This window comes from Leucobacter aridicollis (genome assembly GCF_024399335.1).
GTDB classification, from domain to species: Bacteria; Actinomycetota; Actinomycetes; order Actinomycetales; family Microbacteriaceae; genus Leucobacter; species Leucobacter aridicollis_A.
Window position 1 is genome coordinate 96474 of record NZ_CP075339.1, and the last position, 16646, is coordinate 113119.

Below are 16646 nucleotides of genomic sequence, written 5' to 3' on the forward strand. Positions count from 1 at the left end.
AACGCATCCGACATGGCTCTTGTCGAGCTCACGCGAAGCGGCATCAATGACGCATATGCAGAGTTGTGGAAACGGCACTCACCGAATCTCACCGTCGCGATTCGATGCTTCACTGGGTTCGACGCGGACGATATTGCCCAAGAGACGTTCATGCGCATCCTCCAGCAGATCCAGGCCGGGAAAGGCCCGCAAACAGCATTCCGGGCGTACGCGATGATGACTGCGCGAAATATCGCTACAAACATGTCCCGGAGTAACGCCGAATCAGAGATCACAGGCAACGACGATGACGTGTTTGAACTTTCCTCAGCTGGATCGCCAGATATTGGCGACACCATCCTTGAGAAATCATTCACTTACCAAGTGTTCAATACACTCCCCACGCGCTGGCAGGAAGTTCTTTGGTACCGAGAGGTGGAAGACCTCCCTGTAAAAGACTTCTGCGTCTTCCTCGGAATGAACGAGAACAGCACCTCAGCACTGCTGCTTCGCGCGCGAGAAGGGTTTAAGCAAGCATGGATTGCAGCGAATCTTGAACCTCAATCAGATCTCCCCGAGGGGTGCAGGCGGGTTGTTGAGAAACTCCCGCAGCTCGCGCGTGGAAAAACTAGCGCCGCCGCAAAGAGAAAGCTGGACGCCCACCTCGTAGACTGCACAAGGTGCTCAATCCTTGCGGGGCAATCCGAGGAAGTCCACTCGCGCCTCGCCCTTGTATTGCTGCCAGGAATTCTCGGTGGAGTGGGTGCTCAACAGTTTGTCGCAGGGCTTCAATCGGCAGCTTCAGCACCTGCTGCAGCTGAAAGCTTCGCGGCCGCACTTGCGTCGCAGCCTTCACTATTGTCCCCCGAGGTCAGCCTCGCTAAAGCAGGCGCGATCAAGTCATTTACGACGCCCATGGCGCTGATCTCGGCGGGAGCCCTTGCTGCGACCCTTGCTCTCTCTGCGACGGCAGCAGCACCCACAACCGCTCCAATTAGTCGTCTACCGGGAACTCCAACGTCCATCGATACAAAACGATCCGAACAAACCGCTGAGGATCAGAATGACAACGCGACCAACGATCAGGAAGACGCTGCTGCGGATAGTGAGTCGGAGGTTTCAAGCGAAACAGAAGCTGCACGCCAAGACCCGATTCCAACCGACAATGCAACGCCTTCAGACGTAGGTGCCACTGATGCTCTCACGCCTCCTCAGCCGGCGGCGGTGGCCCCGTCACCTTTAAGCGCGATACCAGCAGATGGCATCGAGGTGGGCGTCTACCCCAGACTCGTTGGATCCGGAGCCCCACATGCTCGTATCGACCTCACGGTTACCAATGAACGAGGTGAGGCGTTTAGCCAGAGTATCGTGGCTGACGGGCAAGGACGTTGGGTCTTCACACCTACGAAATTGATGGGAACAATCACCGTCACCGGCGTCCAGACCTACTTGCACAAAGGCTCCGAGGTCACAGATGCTATCGCCAACATCGGGACCTATCAGGTTGGTAGGGGTCTTGCGATAAGTGTTGAACAGACAGCACCGCAACAAACCACGATTCGGGTCACGGGGCTTGATACCCCGACCCTCAACCAGGTGGTGAACATTCAATCGACCGCACTGGGAGCGCTTGCCACTCACCAGCCTGCAACGGGCCCCGGCGAGTACGTGCTGACAGTCCCCTACGCGCGGTCTGAGCTCGGAGATCTTCGATACTGGCAAGGGAACTCCTCGGTGGGGCCTCAGCGCGTCTGGTGGCGAATGGCGACCTAACCGGGCCCGCGCGATGAGTTGGTTCTGACGCACGTCTAGCTGGCGAAGTCATCATCGGTGCGGAAGCCAGCGACATTGCGGTTATGCCGGGCTTTTGGCCCGGCCGTGCCTGCAGTAGTACTCGATGGAAATAGCCAGCCGGCAATTCTCGGCGACATCTCCTTTGCCAGCGAAGAAGGAGAGACGCACCAGCTTGTGGTCGTTCTCGGCACGAGTAGAGCAGCACTTTCAAGTTGCTGGAACGCTGGGTGGTGCCAGGAGCGGGCACTTGGTAGACCTCAGAGCGGGTTCTTAGGTGATCGGCATCTCCTCAGATACGAGAGTCAGGTACGACTGGGCTGTCGTCCTCAACTCCCGGGGCGCGGGCTGCCTATAGTGGAAAAGGGTACAAAGCCCGTTACCTACCTGGCCGCGGCAACATGTGGGGTAAGTACGATGGTTCCCGCGGGTGCGGCTGGGGCGGCAGTGGTGGTGGCGTCATCAAATGGAGCAACGTCGCATGGACCAAACAGGTTCAGATGATGTCCGCCTCGGTTAGCTGCCGCGTCCAGGTGTGTAGTGAAGGGTGCTCTCGCGAGATCTGTAGTGCCCGAACATTACGCTGACTCCCAAGTGCGTTTCTAGATCGCGGCACCTGTCACCGGTCTGGTTCAAGTACTCACATCTAGGTCAGTAGACATGACAGCAGGTACAGGGCTCCCTATGCGCATTGCGCAACCCTTCAAATCGCGCTTCAATCCTTTAAGGCGGATTCGGGGTTAAATGCTAACGCGCTTAGGGCGCTCCGGGCGACACGCTACGAGCGTTGGGCGGAGAGCAATTCTCCTTGTCGCCCGATGGCAGCTCGTGCAGACACCGGGAAGTCTGTGATAATCGCGTGGACTCCCAATTTCGCAAGTTCGTACCAGAGGGCTGAATCGTTGACAGTCCAGGCACGGATGGTAATTCCTGCTTCCAGTAGTCCGACAACGGTTTGCTTGTCGCGGAGAGAAGTGAAGTGCGGATGCACCTCCTGGATATCGATGCCCGCGAGATAGTCCCACGGACGAATGAGGCCGTCTGCATAGAGCGCCGCGAGCGCGAGGCCCGGTGCGTGGGTGCGCAGGTCGAGGAGCAACCTGTGGTGAAATGCGCTCACCACGATGCGGTCTGCCATGCCGGAGGCCGCGACAGAGGCTGCGATTGTCTCGGCCATCATCGGGTAGCGGCGTTCGAGGTTCTTTGCCTCGATGTTCAGCCGCATGCCCGTTGGCCGGAGAAGCTCGTAGACCTCGTCGAGCCTGCTGACACGCCCCTCAGGGCCTGTGGTTCGCGGATCGACGTAGTGACTCAGCTCGGCATAGTCGAGCGCCCCGATATCCCAGGCCTTGCCGGCCTCGTCGTAGAGCACAGGGTCATGCGCGCAGACGAGGTGGCCGTCGCGGGTGCGGTGCACGTCGAGTTCAAGGCCGTCGGGGGCTTCGAGCACCGCCTGTTCGTAGGAGGAGAGGAGGTTTGCAATTGGGGCGCCCTCGCCTCGTGCGTGGGCCCAGATCTCTGTCATTCTGCGTCTTTCTGTGCGGGGCGAGCGTCGCGCACCCGGTGGTTGGTGACAATGTGCGCGGTCGCTGCAACGGCTTCTAGGGCCCGATCGTGGTCGAGCTGGGCGATGCGGGTGTAGAGAATATCGACGAGCAGTAGTTGCCCGTGTCGCGCGGCGAACGAGGCGGTGCGGTACGTTGTTCCGGTGCCCATCGTGGTGAGGTGCAAGTCTGCGACAAGCGCCACTGGTGAGGCCGGGTCGCTCGTCAGGGCGATGGTCTTCGCCCCGCGCTCTTTCCCGGTGAGCAGCGCCTCGTAGGTTTCGCGCGTGCGCCCCGAGGCCGAGATCGCGACGATCGCGTCGGAGGAGCTGCGCAGGGCAGCCGACGTGGCTGCGGCGTGTGTTTCGACCCAGGCCCGGATGGGCACGCCGAGGCGGAAGAGCCGCAGCTCGAGCTCTTGCGCGATGAGGCCGCTCGCACCGACGCCGTAGACGTCGGTGTGTCTGGCGCCGGCGATCATCTGGGCCGCGGCCTCAATTGCCGCGAAGTCGAGCTGGCGGGCGACGAGTTCCATCGCGTCAATGTCGAGCCTGGTGAGGGTGTTCGCGACCTGCTCCAGGCTGTCGTCTGGGCTGAGCCCGCCGACAAGCGGACGATTGAGGGTCGCGTTGCCGTGCCCGACCTCTTCTGCGACGCCGAGCAGCAGCGCCTGGTAGCTCGCGAGCCCGAGCGCCTGGCAGAACCTCGTCACGGAGGGCTGCGAGACGCCCGCAGCTGTGGCGAGTTGCGCGGCCGACAGGTGGGTCACCTGCTCGATGTTGCCGAGAATGTAGTGCGCGATGTGCTGATGCGCCTGCGAGAGGCGCGGCAGCGCGAGCTGAATGCGATCGGTGATGAGCGCACCGCGCGTGGCTTCGGCCCCTGCTGCTGGGGTGGGGTGTGTGTTCATCTTGGCTCCGATCGTAGACGCGAATGCGAGATTTCGTGCGGCGAAGTAGGCGGCTTTGACATTCAATTCACCCAGAGTTCACGCAACGTGTAATAATCATTCACACTCACCCGGTTAAGTGTATTAGAGATTCACTAGTCGTGGATCAGACGCATCAAAGGAGAACCTGATGACAGAACGCATCGTGGAGTTTCACGATGAAGTCGCGCGCCGACTCGCTCAGCTGACATGCACCGCCGAGGAAGGCGGCTTTGACGCCGCCATCGAACTTCTCAGTGAAACCGTCGCGGCTGACGGGGTGATCCACGCATTTGGCACCGGCCATTCCGAGGCTTTCGCGATGGAGATTGCAGGTCGCGCCGGTGGCCTGATCCCGACGAACAAGGTCGCGCTTCGAGACGTCGTAATCCGCGGTAATCGTGACGTCAGCGCTCTCACTGGATTCCCGCCGCTGGAGCGCGATCCCGAAATAGGCGATGAGCTCTTCTCCACGATCCTTCGCGAGCCGCAAGATGCTTTCATTATCGCCTCGAACTCCGGGGTTAACGGTTCCATCGTAGGTATGGCGTTGCGCGCAAAGGCTGCAGGCCACCCTGTCATTGCGGTCACGAGTCTCCAGCACACCTCACGGGTCACCCCAACCCACCCGAGCGGAAAGCGCCTGAGCGAAATCGCCGACATTGTTATCGACAACCTCGCCCCCTATGGCGACGCCGTGCTCTCCGGATCCACGCCGGTCGGCGCTGTCTCCTCGATCACTTCGGCGTTTATCGCGCAGCTGCTCACCGTTGGCATCTCGGAACGACTCGAGCGGGCGGGGCAAGCACCCCCCGTGTTCCTCTCCGCAAACATCCCTGGAGGCGACGAGCACAACCGCCGCCACGAAACCCACTATGGCGAGCGCATCCGTCGCATCGCCTAACGCTCTGCCCTAATTTCAACGGACTTGAAGGATCACCATGTATACACCACGTTTCACCATGTCCCGTCGCGTGCTCACGGCAGCAGCGGGAGCAACCGTGCTCGCGCTTTCCCTCGGCGCGTGCGCGGCAACGCCCGGAGGGCCAGCCGAGCGCCCGAGCCAGGGCAGCGACACCACGGGTGATGCGAAGAATCCGTTCGGCGTCGCGGCAGGCAGCACCGTCGACGCGGTGATCTTTGATAACGCGAACAACGTCGCGTTCTTCGACACCGTCACCCCGACCATGCAAGAGCTCCATGAGGTTGACCTGAAGGTCACCCCGTCGACGCAGATCGCCCAGCAAGTGCAGCCCCGATTCGTCGCTGGCACACCACCAGACTTGCTGCACTCCGCCGGCTCAGGTTCCATCCCCGTCGCGTCGATGCTCCCAGACATCGAAGACCTCACCTCGGTCACGAACGCGATGAACCTGGATGGCGAGCCCATCGCCGACACGCTGTACCCCGGCGTGCTCGACCTCGCAAAGTACGATGGCAAGCTTGCGGCGGTCAACTACTCGCTCAACGTTCATGCAATGTGGTACTCGAAGTCGATGTTCGACAAGTACGGTTGGGAAGCGCCAAAGACCTGGGATGAGGCCATGGAACTTGGCGCCGCCGCAAAGAAAGAGGGGAAGTACCTCTTCACCTGGGGCAAGGAGGGTTCGGCCTACTATCTCTCGCTCGCCATCGACAGCGCAGTGAAGGAGGGCGGCCGCGATGTGCTCGCTTCCCTTGCAAACCTCGAGGCCGACTCCTGGAGCCAGCCAGAGGTGCAGCAGTCGTTCACCGCCCTCAAGGAGATCGTCGATGCTGGCTACTTCATTCCCGGCGGCGCGGGCACGCAGTTCAAGGCGGCTCAGGCGCAGTGGAGCCTCAAACAGGAGGCCCTGATGTACCCGACCGGGTCGTGGATCGAGGGCGAGATGGGCGACGAGATCGCCGATGGCTTCGAGATGGTCGGAGCCCCGGCGCCGACGATCACCACACAATCAGCTCTGCCATATGAGGCGATGCGTTTCGCGGGCGGCAACCGCTTCGTAGTGCCGTCTGATGCCGCGAATGCCGCGGGCGCAAAAGAGACGCTCCGCGTCATGCTCTCTCCTGATGCGGCCGCAGAATTCTCGCGCATCAACAAGTCGCTCACTATCGTGAAAGACACCGTGCCAGCTGACGGATTCGGCTCCACATCGCTGGTGTCGGCCCGAGACCTGCTCGACAACGCAGGCGAAAATGCGTTCGCGTGGGATTTCACCGACGCATACCCCTTCGGCGACGACAAGACCCGCATCTGGAACGACTTCCTCTCGGGCAGTATCGACGTCGACACGCTCACAAGTGAGATGCAGAAGCTCTCGGACAAGATTCGCGAAGACGACTCGATCGTGAAGATCAAGGTGGGCAAGTGACCGAGACCGTCACCGCACTACCAGGGGCCCCCGGTCGCGCTCGCGCCCGGGGGCCCCGCGGGGGCTTTGACCGGGTCTCTATGCTCGCCGTATTCGTCGGAGTGCCCCTCGCGCTCTACCTCGTCTTCGTGATCTGGCCGATGCTGCAGGCGGCCGTCTACTCGTTCACCGATTGGAGTGGCTTCAGCGGCAGTTTCGGCTTCGTTGGGCTGAACAACTACGTCGAACTCTTTCGCGACGAGTCGTTTCTCATCGCGATCCGCAACAGCCTCATTATTCTCGCGGCGCTTCCAGTTCTGTCGCTCGCGATTGGTCTGCTGCTCGCGGTCATGGTCACTATCGCCGGTCCCTCCCGCGGCGGTGTGCGGGGCGTGCGCGGCTCAGCGTTCTACCGGGTGGTCGCCTTCTTTCCTGCCGTGATCCCGTCGATCATCATCGGCATTATCTTTGCGCAGGTCTACGACCCGAACAACGGCATCCTCAACGGCGCCCTGACCGGGATCGGGCTCGAACAGTTTCAATCCTTCGCGTGGCTTGGGGAGGCATCGACCGCGATGGCAGCGACAATCGCCGCCATGGTGTGGGCCACGTCGGGTTTCTACATGGTGCTATTCATCGCAGCGATTCGCGGCATCGACACCGAGCTGTTTGAGGCAGCGCGGCTCGATGGCGCCGGCCGCATGCGCATCACCCTGTCGATCGTGCTCCCTGGTATTGCCGCGAACGTGAAAACCTCGTACGTGTACGCGGGCATCGCTGCCCTCGACTCATTCGTCTTTCTCCAGGCGTTCAACCCGAGCGGGGGGCCCAAACGGTCGACCCTTGGCATCACCCAGGAGATCTACTCGACAGCGTTTCAGGAGGGCCGGTTCGGGCTTGCGTGCGCCATGGGTATCCTACTCACTCTGCTCACATTCGCTTTTGTCGGACTCACACACAGGCCACGAAAGAAGGCTGCACGGTGACCTCATCCATTTCTACACCGAACAGGGCGGCGCTCACACCGACTCGCGCGGCCGGCCCCCGCGCGCGCAGGAAGCGCGCATCGGCACCGTCAGAGCGGCTCGTCGGAATTGGCTCGCAGGCTGTGCTCGTCATTTGGACGGTGGTGATCGCCGTTCCGCTGCTCTGGACAGTCATGAGCTCGTTCAAGTCGAGCCGGGAGATTCTTGCCTCCCCGTTTGCCTTACCGAGCTCGTGGTCATTCACCAACTATGCGACCGCTTGGGCTGACGCACGCATCGGCGAGTTTTTCATGAACACGCTTGTTGTCGTCGGCGGGGCGCTCGCGCTCACGATGTTGCTCGGCGCAATGTGCGCATACGCGCTCGCCCGCTTCGAGTTCCCTGGGCGCACCGCGATCCGGAACCTGATTCTCGCCGGGCTCACGTTCCCCGTGTTCCTCGCGGTCGTGCCGCTGTTTTTCGTCGTGCAGCAGTTTGGGCTGATGAACTCGCTCGCGGGGCTCATCGTCACCTATACGGCCTACGCGCTCCCATTCACAGTGTTGTTTCTCACCGCGTTCTTTGAACGTCTTCCGCACGAGATCGCCGAGGCAGCTGCGATTGACGGCGCCTCACAGTGGCGAACCTTCTTCTCAGTAATGCTGCCGATGGCAGGGCCAGGTATGTCGGCGATCGCCCTCCTGAATTTTGTAGGCCTGTGGAACCAGTACTTGCTTCCCGTGATCCTCATCACCGACCCCAGCAAGTCAGTGCTCACACAGGGCATACAGGTCTTCGCGGTGCAAGCAGGGTTCAACGTAGACTTTGGGGCACTGTTCGCCGCCGCGGTGATGACTATCCTGCCTGTGCTCATCGTGTACGTCATCTTCCAGAAGCGGCTTCTCGCCTCGGTCTCACAAGGAGCGCTCAAATGATGCTCATTGCCGTCGATGCCGGTGGCACCCGCACTCGCGCTGCAGTCGTAGATGACACAGGAAAACTTCACGGTTTCGGCATCGCTGGCTCTGGTAACCCGACAGCCGTTGGTAGGGAGGCCGCCGATGGGGCGGTAGTCGCAGCACTGACGGCGGCTCTCGACGCCGCGGGAACACCGGGGGAACGCATCCTGGGGGGTGCCGTGTGCTCGGCCGGACAACACGACGCTGACCGAGTTCGGTCGATCTTGACTGGCGCGGGGATCCGCACGGAGACCCCAGTGGTGCTAGTGGGCGATGCAGTGGGTGCCTATCTCGCAGTCGCCGACGAACCGACCGGCCTCGCCCTCGTAGTCGGCACAGGGAGCGTCGCTATCCGAGTCGAAGGCACAGTAATCACGGAAGTATTTGACGGAGCAGGATGGCTGCTTGGCGACCTGGGCAGTGGATTCTGGCTCGGCCAGGCCGTCGCACAGGCCGTTGCGGCAGATATCGACGGACGCGGCCCAAAAACCTCGCTCACGCAGGATGTCCTCAAACGGATCGACCGAACAGACAGCTCGCACTGGGGTTCGGGTAGACATCCGGACCTGCTGCAGCTTCTACGGCACAGCTATTCAGAATCCCCTGTGCGCCTCGCACGCCTCGCCAAATTAGCTTTCTTGCACTCGCGTACCGATTCGGTGGCAGCAAAAATCGTCGACGTCGGCGCGAAACACGTGGCAGCGACGCTTCGGGCCGCCCGCGCATCGGACACTGACCTCCCTATTGCCTGCAGTGGGTCCATCCTCATTCACGGCTACCTTGGCGTCAAAGCTCCTTCGAACTCGCTCGCAGTCGAGCTTTCTAACGCCGATTTTCGGCGATGTGAGGATGGAATTGTTGGAGCCGCAGTGCTGGCACTGCACGAAGCAGGAGTACCGCGTTCTAAAGAGCTTCGCGAAACGCTTGGAGCTGTGTTTTCGCAGGTGAAGGCGAGAAGATGAGCGCCGCCCAGGCTGAAGTGGGCTTGCGTTCTGGTAACCAGCCGACTGCACGAGTGACTTCGATTCCGAGTCGTTGAGAGCTTGATGCGTCATCTCGCGGGGGTCTTCGGAGAGGTCGCGACATACGCTAGACCTTAGAACTAACCCGCCACCTCTGGCAGCAAGCGTCATGTGGGCTCTGTCAGACGGAGGCGAGTGCGCTCCGAGACCTGCCTACTCGATCTCATCAAAGCTCTTGACTTGGTCCTCTAGCTGATGGCGCATCACCGGGTGAGGGGGTAGAAGTCAACGATGACGAATCGAACTACGCGCAACGAAGCTGTATTCGGAGATTCACCGACGTCGCTGGCGCGGACAACATGCGCGAGCTCGGTTGGTGCCACTGAGCCTTGAGGCACCCGGGCGCGCCGACGCTGAACGTTCAGTTTCATGTATAACAAACCTCTCCATCTGTCCGACGGCTCAGGACGTTTCCACCTAAAGGAACGTCCGACGTCGATATGCCAGGTGGCGGCAAGGCATTCTGAACTCATCGGCGTTTGCCTTCTAGACGCCAACTGAGAGTGCCCCCTGTTGCTGATGCCTTTAGGACGGTGTTGCAACGGCATTTCGTTTGCCTGTGTCAGTAACGCCCGAAAGTCGAGATCCTGTTGCTGCCATGTCGCCTTCGGCTCGATAATTGCTTTGTGCAAGCCGTGCCTTGGCCGAGTCAGCCCACGACGTCGGCTCCATGTAACTCTCGGTGCCATCCAAGACCGGAACGCACATAGGCGCGTTCTGCGCACAAGACTCTGACCCGCTCGCACTCGGTGCGCGCCGCGCGACTCGACAACGCCTCACGCGCGCTCCTGAATCAGAGGTAATCGGCCAGAAATGAAGCGCCTCGAGGAAACCGGACAGATAGCTTTCCTTCTCGCTCATCTCGGACGTACCCGAGTGCGACATGGTTCGCTTGCACACGAGAGAGCTTCCGCTACGTCTTCGTCGACGTCAGAAGGTCGTGGATGAGTGTGTGGCAGCCTCGGCAGAGGGCCAGAGGTCTTCGTGTTCTTCCGCGCCGAGCCGGTCGTAGGTGATGTGGTGGAGGTCGTCCTGTTTGAGTTTCCACGGCTTCCCGCAGCCCAGACATACGATTGTGCCGCCGGCAGGCAAGAGGCCGGCTTCTTCTTCCGCCCACTGTTACCGTCTTCGGTACCAAGCTGGTGATCGCATGTAGCCGGCGTAGCTCTGGCGGTGCGCTTCCCTTCCGCCTGAGCGCACCGCCCAAGGGTTCAGCTCACGCACGGTACCCGGCCTGCATCTTCGCGATAGCGTCCCCGTACTCTGACGTGTCCCGTAGATGCTGTTCGAGATTCTTCGCATCTTTCTGACACTCCGCGAACCGGGGATGCTCATGAAATGGCCTGGTCTTCGGGAGGAACGGTGGCAGGTTTCGGTAGAACACGAATGCCATGCCCTTCTCAAGCGTCCGGATCTCGTGGCCCTCAAAGATCGCCCGCTTCTCTTCAGAGAGCTGCATGTGGGCAGGACCGTTCAAAGCCATTGAATACGCCTCCCGCTCGACCCAAGTCTCACCGATGAGCTTTGACATGTCTTCGAGCGCGCGGGGGTCACCGCCGCCGGGGAGCACAATCTTGGCTGTCGCCGCGTCCCAGAGGGTGCCTGCTCCTTCTTGTCCGCCGTACTGCTGCAGCTGCGATTTGGACTGGAATACCGCGACTCCGATGCGGCCGACGCCGCCGCCGGCGGTGATGAGCTCGTACATGCCCTGGTAGTCGAAGTTGCCTGCCTCATCGAGTAGATACGTGAGCGGCGGGTCAAGGCGGCCGCCGGGGGAGCCTGCGGCGATCGCTTTGGACACGTAGTCAACTTCTGAGAGAAAGCCGTCAAGGTTCCGGAGGAAATTTGCTGACGTCTTTTTGTCACCGATGAGGTAGACGGTGCCCTTCTGGAGGATGAAATCGGCGAAATTGAAGTTGGCATCGTCTGGTCCGACCTTCATCCAGTCTCGGGCGCTTCGGGAACCGAGAAACGCGAGCACCGTCGGCAGGACCGCCCACTGGGAGGCGCGCTGCTCTGCAGACATGTTGATGACCGTCTCAATCATGGTCGCGTGCCCTGGGGTTCTCGCCGGCAGGAGTGTCGCGCAGAATGACTGGAGATACCTGGTCGCTGAATGAAACTCGGCGTGTCGCAGAGCTTCTGGATAGCACCGTCGCCTTCATTGGGGGCGAGACGGATGACCCTGCTCGACCTAAGTCAGAGATTGAAAACGAAAAATCCCCCGCCGCTTCCGCGACGGGGGATTCAGACGTGCGCCCCAAGGGATTCGAACCCCTGACCTTCTGGTCTGTAGTCGCGGAAGATTCGGAAGCTTGCATGCGCTGTCCATGGTGCACCATTGAACTCCCCGATTGGGAGGCTAAAAGTCTGCATATGACGAGCTGTGAAGATGCCACTTTTTGGCGTCTTGTCGCGCCCACTCCCGACACTGCTGAAGCGCTGTGCCGGCCGTAGAGCTCAACCGCTAGAACCGATTCACCGTTGACTGAAGCAACGTCGCTTCTAAGTGAACGGGGCAAAACTTTTCGTCTGGCACGCGCGTACCCTGCTCAACAGACTTCCTCACGGCACCGAGGCTGCGCGGGGTTACTTAAGTACCGGCGTGCCGACCTTGAACCCAGGAACATCTGCCCCAATATGTAATGTGTCATACCTGACAATTTGGGGGGAAATACTTGACCTCAAATTAGGAACAAATGATCGACCCTCGCCGGTTACCGATACCCAGCATGTGGGAAAAGGAAATTCAGGGGTACCTCAAATACTGTCGAGCCTTGGGTCTCCGGGAACAGAGCATTCGAACGTTTGAGCAAAGACTCGCTCAACTTGCGCGAAACGTCGATTCCGGCCCTTACGAGGTGACTCAAGAACAGCTGACGGATTTCTTGGCAGATCAAGGCTGGCACCAAAACACGCGGAGATCACGACTCCAGACCTATCGTGGGTTTTGGAAGTGGGCGCGGGAATACTCCAAAACGGACCATGATCCTTCCTCGGGTATCCCAAAAGTGCGGGCCTTGCCGCCCTCCCCAAACCCAGTCCCATATGTTGTATACCTCGAGTCGCTCCTTCGCTCAGATGCTCGAACGCGTCGTGTACTTCGCCTGGCTGGGGAGAACGGTCTTCGTCGAGGTGAGATTGCCGTTGGGCACAGCCGTGACGTTCTAGTCTCAGCCGAAGGGCCAAGCCTCGTCGTTCATGGCAAGGGTGGGAAAACCAGAGTGGTTCCACTTACCGATGACCTGGCGCATGAATTACTCTCGCTGCCGGAAGGGTATTTCTTCCCAGGCAAAATCAACGGACACCTATCAGCACGAAGAATTTCCGAGCTTGCAAAAGACAGGCTTCCAAACCCCTGGACGATTCACAAGCTCCGACACATGTTTGCCTCCCGAAGCTTCGCAGTGAGCAAAGACATCGTCGCTGTTCAAACCATGCTCGGGCATGCGTCGATCGCAACAACACGCGACTACGTCGCTGTCGACAAACAAGAACTTCGATCCATCGTGAATGAAGTAGCAATACGATCACTAGACGAAGCAAATGACCGTTGGATCCGCGAAAACCCGACGAACGTCGTAACAATCGACATCGACACCGTTTCAAAGAACGAAGCGGCGCGGATTATTTCAATCCTGAGCCAGAAGCTACTCGCATCGACCGGGTAGACCAGTCCCCCACCCCATCCCCAGACACCAGCGAAAGAGCACAGGCCAATGAGCGCGACCCCCGACGATCAACCACGCCAGGGCAACGAGAGGAAGGCGGAACCCAAAGGTCACCTCTTGACTCCTGCAGAAGCACTGAAATCTGCGATAGTTCCCGGAACTCATGGACTCAGAAAGGGAGACTCGATCCGCCTCGCCTGGTGGTCAAACGTCGGCTACTGGCACGGCGCCACCAAACCAACATCTGGGCGCGTAATGAGCACATTTCTAGGGCTAGCTTGGTGGCCGGTCGCCCCAGTTCTGTTGATCGCATCTCCTCTGCTGGTGCATCGTCCCTCCGTCCGATACTTCTTCAGTGAACAACACGACGCATCTATCGCGATCCGCGCAACTGCAAAGGGGTGGACCATTGGGGAACATCAGAGTTCAAAGCCCGGAACCGGGCAGGGAGGGCGACTGCGAGAGACAATGATGCCTAGCCTGGTCAGGATTGCTGATGAAAACCAGGTGACAATCTACGCCGACGCGGCAACCCCGGACCTGGCGGATCGGTACATTGCGGGCCTGCCCGGCCTTGAAGACGTTGGCCCTGCCCTCCCTCGAGGCCGTCGACTACGCCGAGATCCCCAACCCGTTGACGGAACCCGAACGCCAGGCAGCTGAACCGGACCGCTGGGCCGCGCCAGGCTGCGCGAGGGTGCTCATCTTTCAGGTAGCGGTCCACCTGGACTGTTGAGACGTTCAGTGAAATGAGTACAAAAGATGCTTGAGCAATTCGAACTACTGATACCGATTCTTTTGGTCGTCATTATCGTGTGTGCTTTGTTAGTCGCTGCTTTCATGGACTCCTGGTGGTCGCTCCTCTGGGTTGTCGTGCTAGTAGGTCTACCCGTGCTGCTGTACTACCTGGTCCAAGAAGTTGAACTCGTGTAAGAAAGGCGGCCGCTCGCGAAACCCTCGAATGCGGAGATCTCCTCAATCCCGTCCACGGTTCTACCGCGGACGGGATTCGTTCATCTAGCGTGCTTCAGCGGTGCGACTTTGGTGAATGTCCGCAGCGGGACTTACCATTGCGTTCGAACATAAGTTCGAGTCGGGGGGGTTGTTGTGCAAGTCGTGGAAGTGCGCGAGCTTCGTGCAGACGCGCCAAGCGTCGTCGTTGCCATCGCGGGCGTCGACGCCGCGTGCGGTTTCCCTTCCCCTTCGCAGGATTACCAGACCAGCGAGATCGACCTCAATGAACATCTCATGCCGAACCGGCTCTCAACATTCGTGATTCGTGCTCGCGGGCACAGCATGACCCGTGCCGGCATCTTCGACGGCGACGAACTCATCGTAGACCGGTCAATCCGTGCCCAGGACGGGCACGTCGTCATCGCCGTGGTCGACGGCGAAATGACAGTCAAGCGACTCCGTATCGAAAGCGGCCGCGCTGTGCTCGCTGCCGAAAGCTCCCAGTACCCCGACATCGAGATCCCGGAGCTCTCGGAGCTGCACATCTGGGGTGTCGTCACCCGGAGCCTTCACCGTGTCAGTCGTGGATAGCGTCGCGCACACAGTCCTGCGTGGGCTGCAGTCTCCACAATTGCCAACCCCGTCGTCCGTGCGCAGAGCGGCATGCCACATTCTTGGAAGATGACATACCCGCCAGATGGATACATCATTCCCCACGGTGCACCCCCCTGCCCGGGCTGCCATGCTCCTTACATGTCGTGGTGGCCCGACCCGGCCTGCGGCGGCTGGTGGGAGTGTGTGCACTGCAATGAAATGAGGTTGCCGGAAGGGTGAAGTTCGCAGTGGCGGTCTTGTCGTGGAGGGCCCTGTGGGCGGCATCACGAATCCTTGCTGTAAAAAGTTGACAGGTGGGCGATTGGGCTGTAAACTATTTACAGAAGCCAAGGAGGGCGACGTGATTACCAGAACCGCCACCACAGGCGCCATCGCATACACCTACACAATCGACGGCATCGAAGTCTCCGAGCTCGTTCTCGACGTTGATACCCGCAAGGTCATCAATGTCGAAACCCTTGCCAAATACCAGGGTGAAGGCTTCGCGCGAGCCCTCTGGGACCACGCCAACACCGAAGCCGAAGCATTCCACGCCCTCGAGCACCACCGCACGCCCGAAGGTGACGCATTCGCACGCGCCGTCGGCGGCGAAACCATCGCCCACGAAGACGACTTCGTGGCCGAGTGCTCCATCTGCACAGGAGAGTAGCCATGCCACAGCAACACGAAATCACCGCATGGCTCGAGGATGCTGATTTGACCCCCGACCAGATCGAAGAATTCACGCGCCTCGTCACCCTCCATGAAGACACCGTGATCCCCGCGCGACCCGACTACGGCACCCCCGATTACTCGTCCGCCGACTATGCCGACGAAGATACCGCGGCATGGATCGCGGCCCTCGAAATCGTGGAAGGCACATTCGACCTCGAAGCACGCGGCAAAGCGCTGCTGGCAGCACGCGCAGACGCACAGCAAGGCGCAATCATGGCGGTACTCGCAGGCAATGAAGAAGCCCCGACCGCCAGGGCGGCCGCAGTATCCCGGCCATGGCTTCGCAAGCAGATCGGCAAGTAGATGCTGCTCACGAGTATCCCATCCGTCACGCTCGTATCCCGAGCCGAAGCAGCCCCGCAGCTCGGATACACGGCAGCGACCCTTGGCGCAGTCATGTCCCGCAACGCAGACGCCTGGCCAGCGCCCATCGCCTGCAGGCTCAAGACCCGAGCGCTGCAGTACGACCTCGACGCGATGCTCGCCACGGCACAAGGCGACGAAACGCCGCTGTCCAGGAAACCAGCCACCGTGACCGGCGCCACAGGGCTCATCACCTGCCTCGAGTGCGGCATCGACATGCGCTCACTGGGCCGCCACCTCGTGGCAAAGCATGAGATGAACAGTGCAGAATATCGAGAAAAGTACGGGATGCCGCGCACCGCCGCACTGGAAGCACCCGGCACGCGTCGACGCAGGGTCAGGACCGCCCGCGCAGACCTTCAGGCAAGGCTCGACACGCTCGCCCCGTACCAGTCTGCCGGGCACCTCGCGGAGCTCCAGGTGAAAGGCGTCGAGAATCTTCGCGACAGCACAGCCAATCGGGCGGTCGTGAAGCAGCACCGTGCTCCCGTCCAGCGCAAAGGGGTCGCAGCCATGCGAGAGGCCCGAGCCAAAATCTTCGAGGCCAAGATCATTGAAGCCGGTTACACGTCGCTCGAGGACGCGATACGACAGACAGCGCACCTGAGTGGAAGCGGCGCAGCGAAGCGGATCGGTATCGGGGCGACCTCGGTCAGGCGGTGGCGTCAACGCCTCCTGTAGGCACTCGTGACACTGGTGGGGCGTACACTGTTCGAACAAACTTTCGGACAGGGGAAGTCATGACGCGCACCGACAAGACCAATGACATCGAACGCGAACGCATGCCATACGTGCAAATCGAGACAAACCT

General features: G+C 60.4%; 14 protein-coding genes. 11 read left to right on the plus strand and 3 right to left on the minus strand.

Annotated features, from left to right (window positions below; translation table 11 throughout):
• Positions 1-12: 12 nt before the first annotated feature.
• The gene (locus tag KI794_RS00380; RefSeq protein ID WP_255808700.1) at positions 13-1752 is read left to right on the plus strand and encodes a sigma-70 family RNA polymerase sigma factor; all 1740 of its coding nucleotides are present in this window, start codon (positions 13-15) and stop codon (positions 1750-1752) included.
• A gap of 796 nt (positions 1753-2548) precedes the next feature.
• On the opposite strand, the gene KI794_RS00385 is transcribed toward KI794_RS00380, so the two are convergent.
• Both KI794_RS00385 and KI794_RS00390 read right to left on the minus strand, forming a co-directional pair.
• A complete protein-coding gene (locus tag KI794_RS00385) occupies positions 2549-3295 on the minus strand; it encodes a glycerophosphodiester phosphodiesterase (protein ID WP_255808701.1) in 747 nt (248 codons plus the stop codon).
• Entirely contained in the window at positions 3292-4224 is a 933-nt protein-coding gene (locus KI794_RS00390) for a MurR/RpiR family transcriptional regulator (protein ID WP_255808702.1), read from the minus strand. The genes KI794_RS00385 and KI794_RS00390 overlap by 4 nt, the downstream gene beginning before the upstream one ends.
• 169 nt (positions 4225-4393) lie before the next feature.
• On the opposite strand from KI794_RS00390, the gene KI794_RS00395 reads away from it, so the two are divergent.
• Genes KI794_RS00395 through KI794_RS00415 form a run of 5 tightly spaced genes read left to right on the plus strand, consistent with a single transcriptional unit; the run spans position 4394 to position 9458 of the window.
• Complete coding sequence (locus KI794_RS00395) at positions 4394-5146, plus strand: sugar isomerase domain-containing protein (protein ID WP_255808703.1); 753 nt, start codon at positions 4394-4396, stop codon at positions 5144-5146.
• Positions 5147-5183: 37 nt separating this feature from the next.
• Positions 5184-6593 (plus strand): N-acetylglucosamine/diacetylchitobiose ABC transporter substrate-binding protein, encoded by a 1410-nt coding sequence (ngcE, locus tag KI794_RS00400; RefSeq protein ID WP_237463446.1) that lies wholly within the window; start codon positions 5184-5186, stop codon positions 6591-6593.
• Positions 6590-7558, plus strand: coding sequence for a carbohydrate ABC transporter permease (locus KI794_RS00405; RefSeq protein WP_255808704.1), 969 nt, complete (start codon positions 6590-6592; stop codon positions 7556-7558). Before ngcE ends, KI794_RS00405 begins: the two co-directional genes overlap by 4 nt.
• Positions 7555-8472, plus strand: coding sequence for a carbohydrate ABC transporter permease (locus tag KI794_RS00410; RefSeq protein ID WP_255808705.1), 918 nt, complete (start codon positions 7555-7557; stop codon positions 8470-8472). Before KI794_RS00405 ends, KI794_RS00410 begins: the two co-directional genes overlap by 4 nt.
• Positions 8469-9458, plus strand: a complete 990-nt coding sequence (locus KI794_RS00415) for an N-acetylglucosamine kinase (protein WP_255808707.1) — start codon at positions 8469-8471, stop codon at positions 9456-9458. Before KI794_RS00410 ends, KI794_RS00415 begins: the two co-directional genes overlap by 4 nt.
• Positions 9459-10734: 1276 nt before the next feature.
• On the opposite strand, the gene KI794_RS00420 is transcribed toward KI794_RS00415, so the two are convergent.
• Positions 10735-11565, minus strand: a complete 831-nt coding sequence (locus KI794_RS00420) for a type IV secretory system conjugative DNA transfer family protein (RefSeq protein ID WP_255808709.1) — start codon at positions 11563-11565, stop codon at positions 10735-10737.
• Between the two features lie 685 nt (positions 11566-12250).
• On the opposite strand from KI794_RS00420, the gene KI794_RS00425 reads away from it, so the two are divergent.
• From KI794_RS00425 to KI794_RS00445, 5 genes are all read left to right on the plus strand, one after another.
• Positions 12251-13189 (plus strand): site-specific integrase, encoded by a 939-nt coding sequence (locus KI794_RS00425; RefSeq protein WP_255809791.1) that lies wholly within the window; start codon positions 12251-12253, stop codon positions 13187-13189.
• A gap of 1107 nt (positions 13190-14296) precedes the next feature.
• Positions 14297-14734 carry a LexA family protein gene (locus KI794_RS00430; RefSeq protein ID WP_255808711.1) on the plus strand — a complete coding sequence of 146 codons (438 nt, stop codon included), beginning with the start codon at positions 14297-14299 and terminating at the stop codon, positions 14732-14734.
• 364 nt (positions 14735-15098) lie between these two features.
• Positions 15099-15407, plus strand: coding sequence for a hypothetical protein (locus KI794_RS00435; RefSeq protein ID WP_255808713.1), 309 nt, complete (start codon positions 15099-15101; stop codon positions 15405-15407).
• A gap of 2 nt (positions 15408-15409) precedes the next feature.
• The gene (locus KI794_RS00440) at positions 15410-15775 is read left to right on the plus strand and encodes a hypothetical protein (RefSeq protein WP_255808715.1); all 366 of its coding nucleotides are present in this window, start codon (positions 15410-15412) and stop codon (positions 15773-15775) included.
• Entirely contained in the window at positions 15776-16516 is a 741-nt protein-coding gene (locus KI794_RS00445; RefSeq protein WP_255808716.1) for a MucR family transcriptional regulator, read from the plus strand. It abuts the gene before it with no gap.
• The last annotated feature ends 130 nt before the right edge of the window (positions 16517-16646 follow it).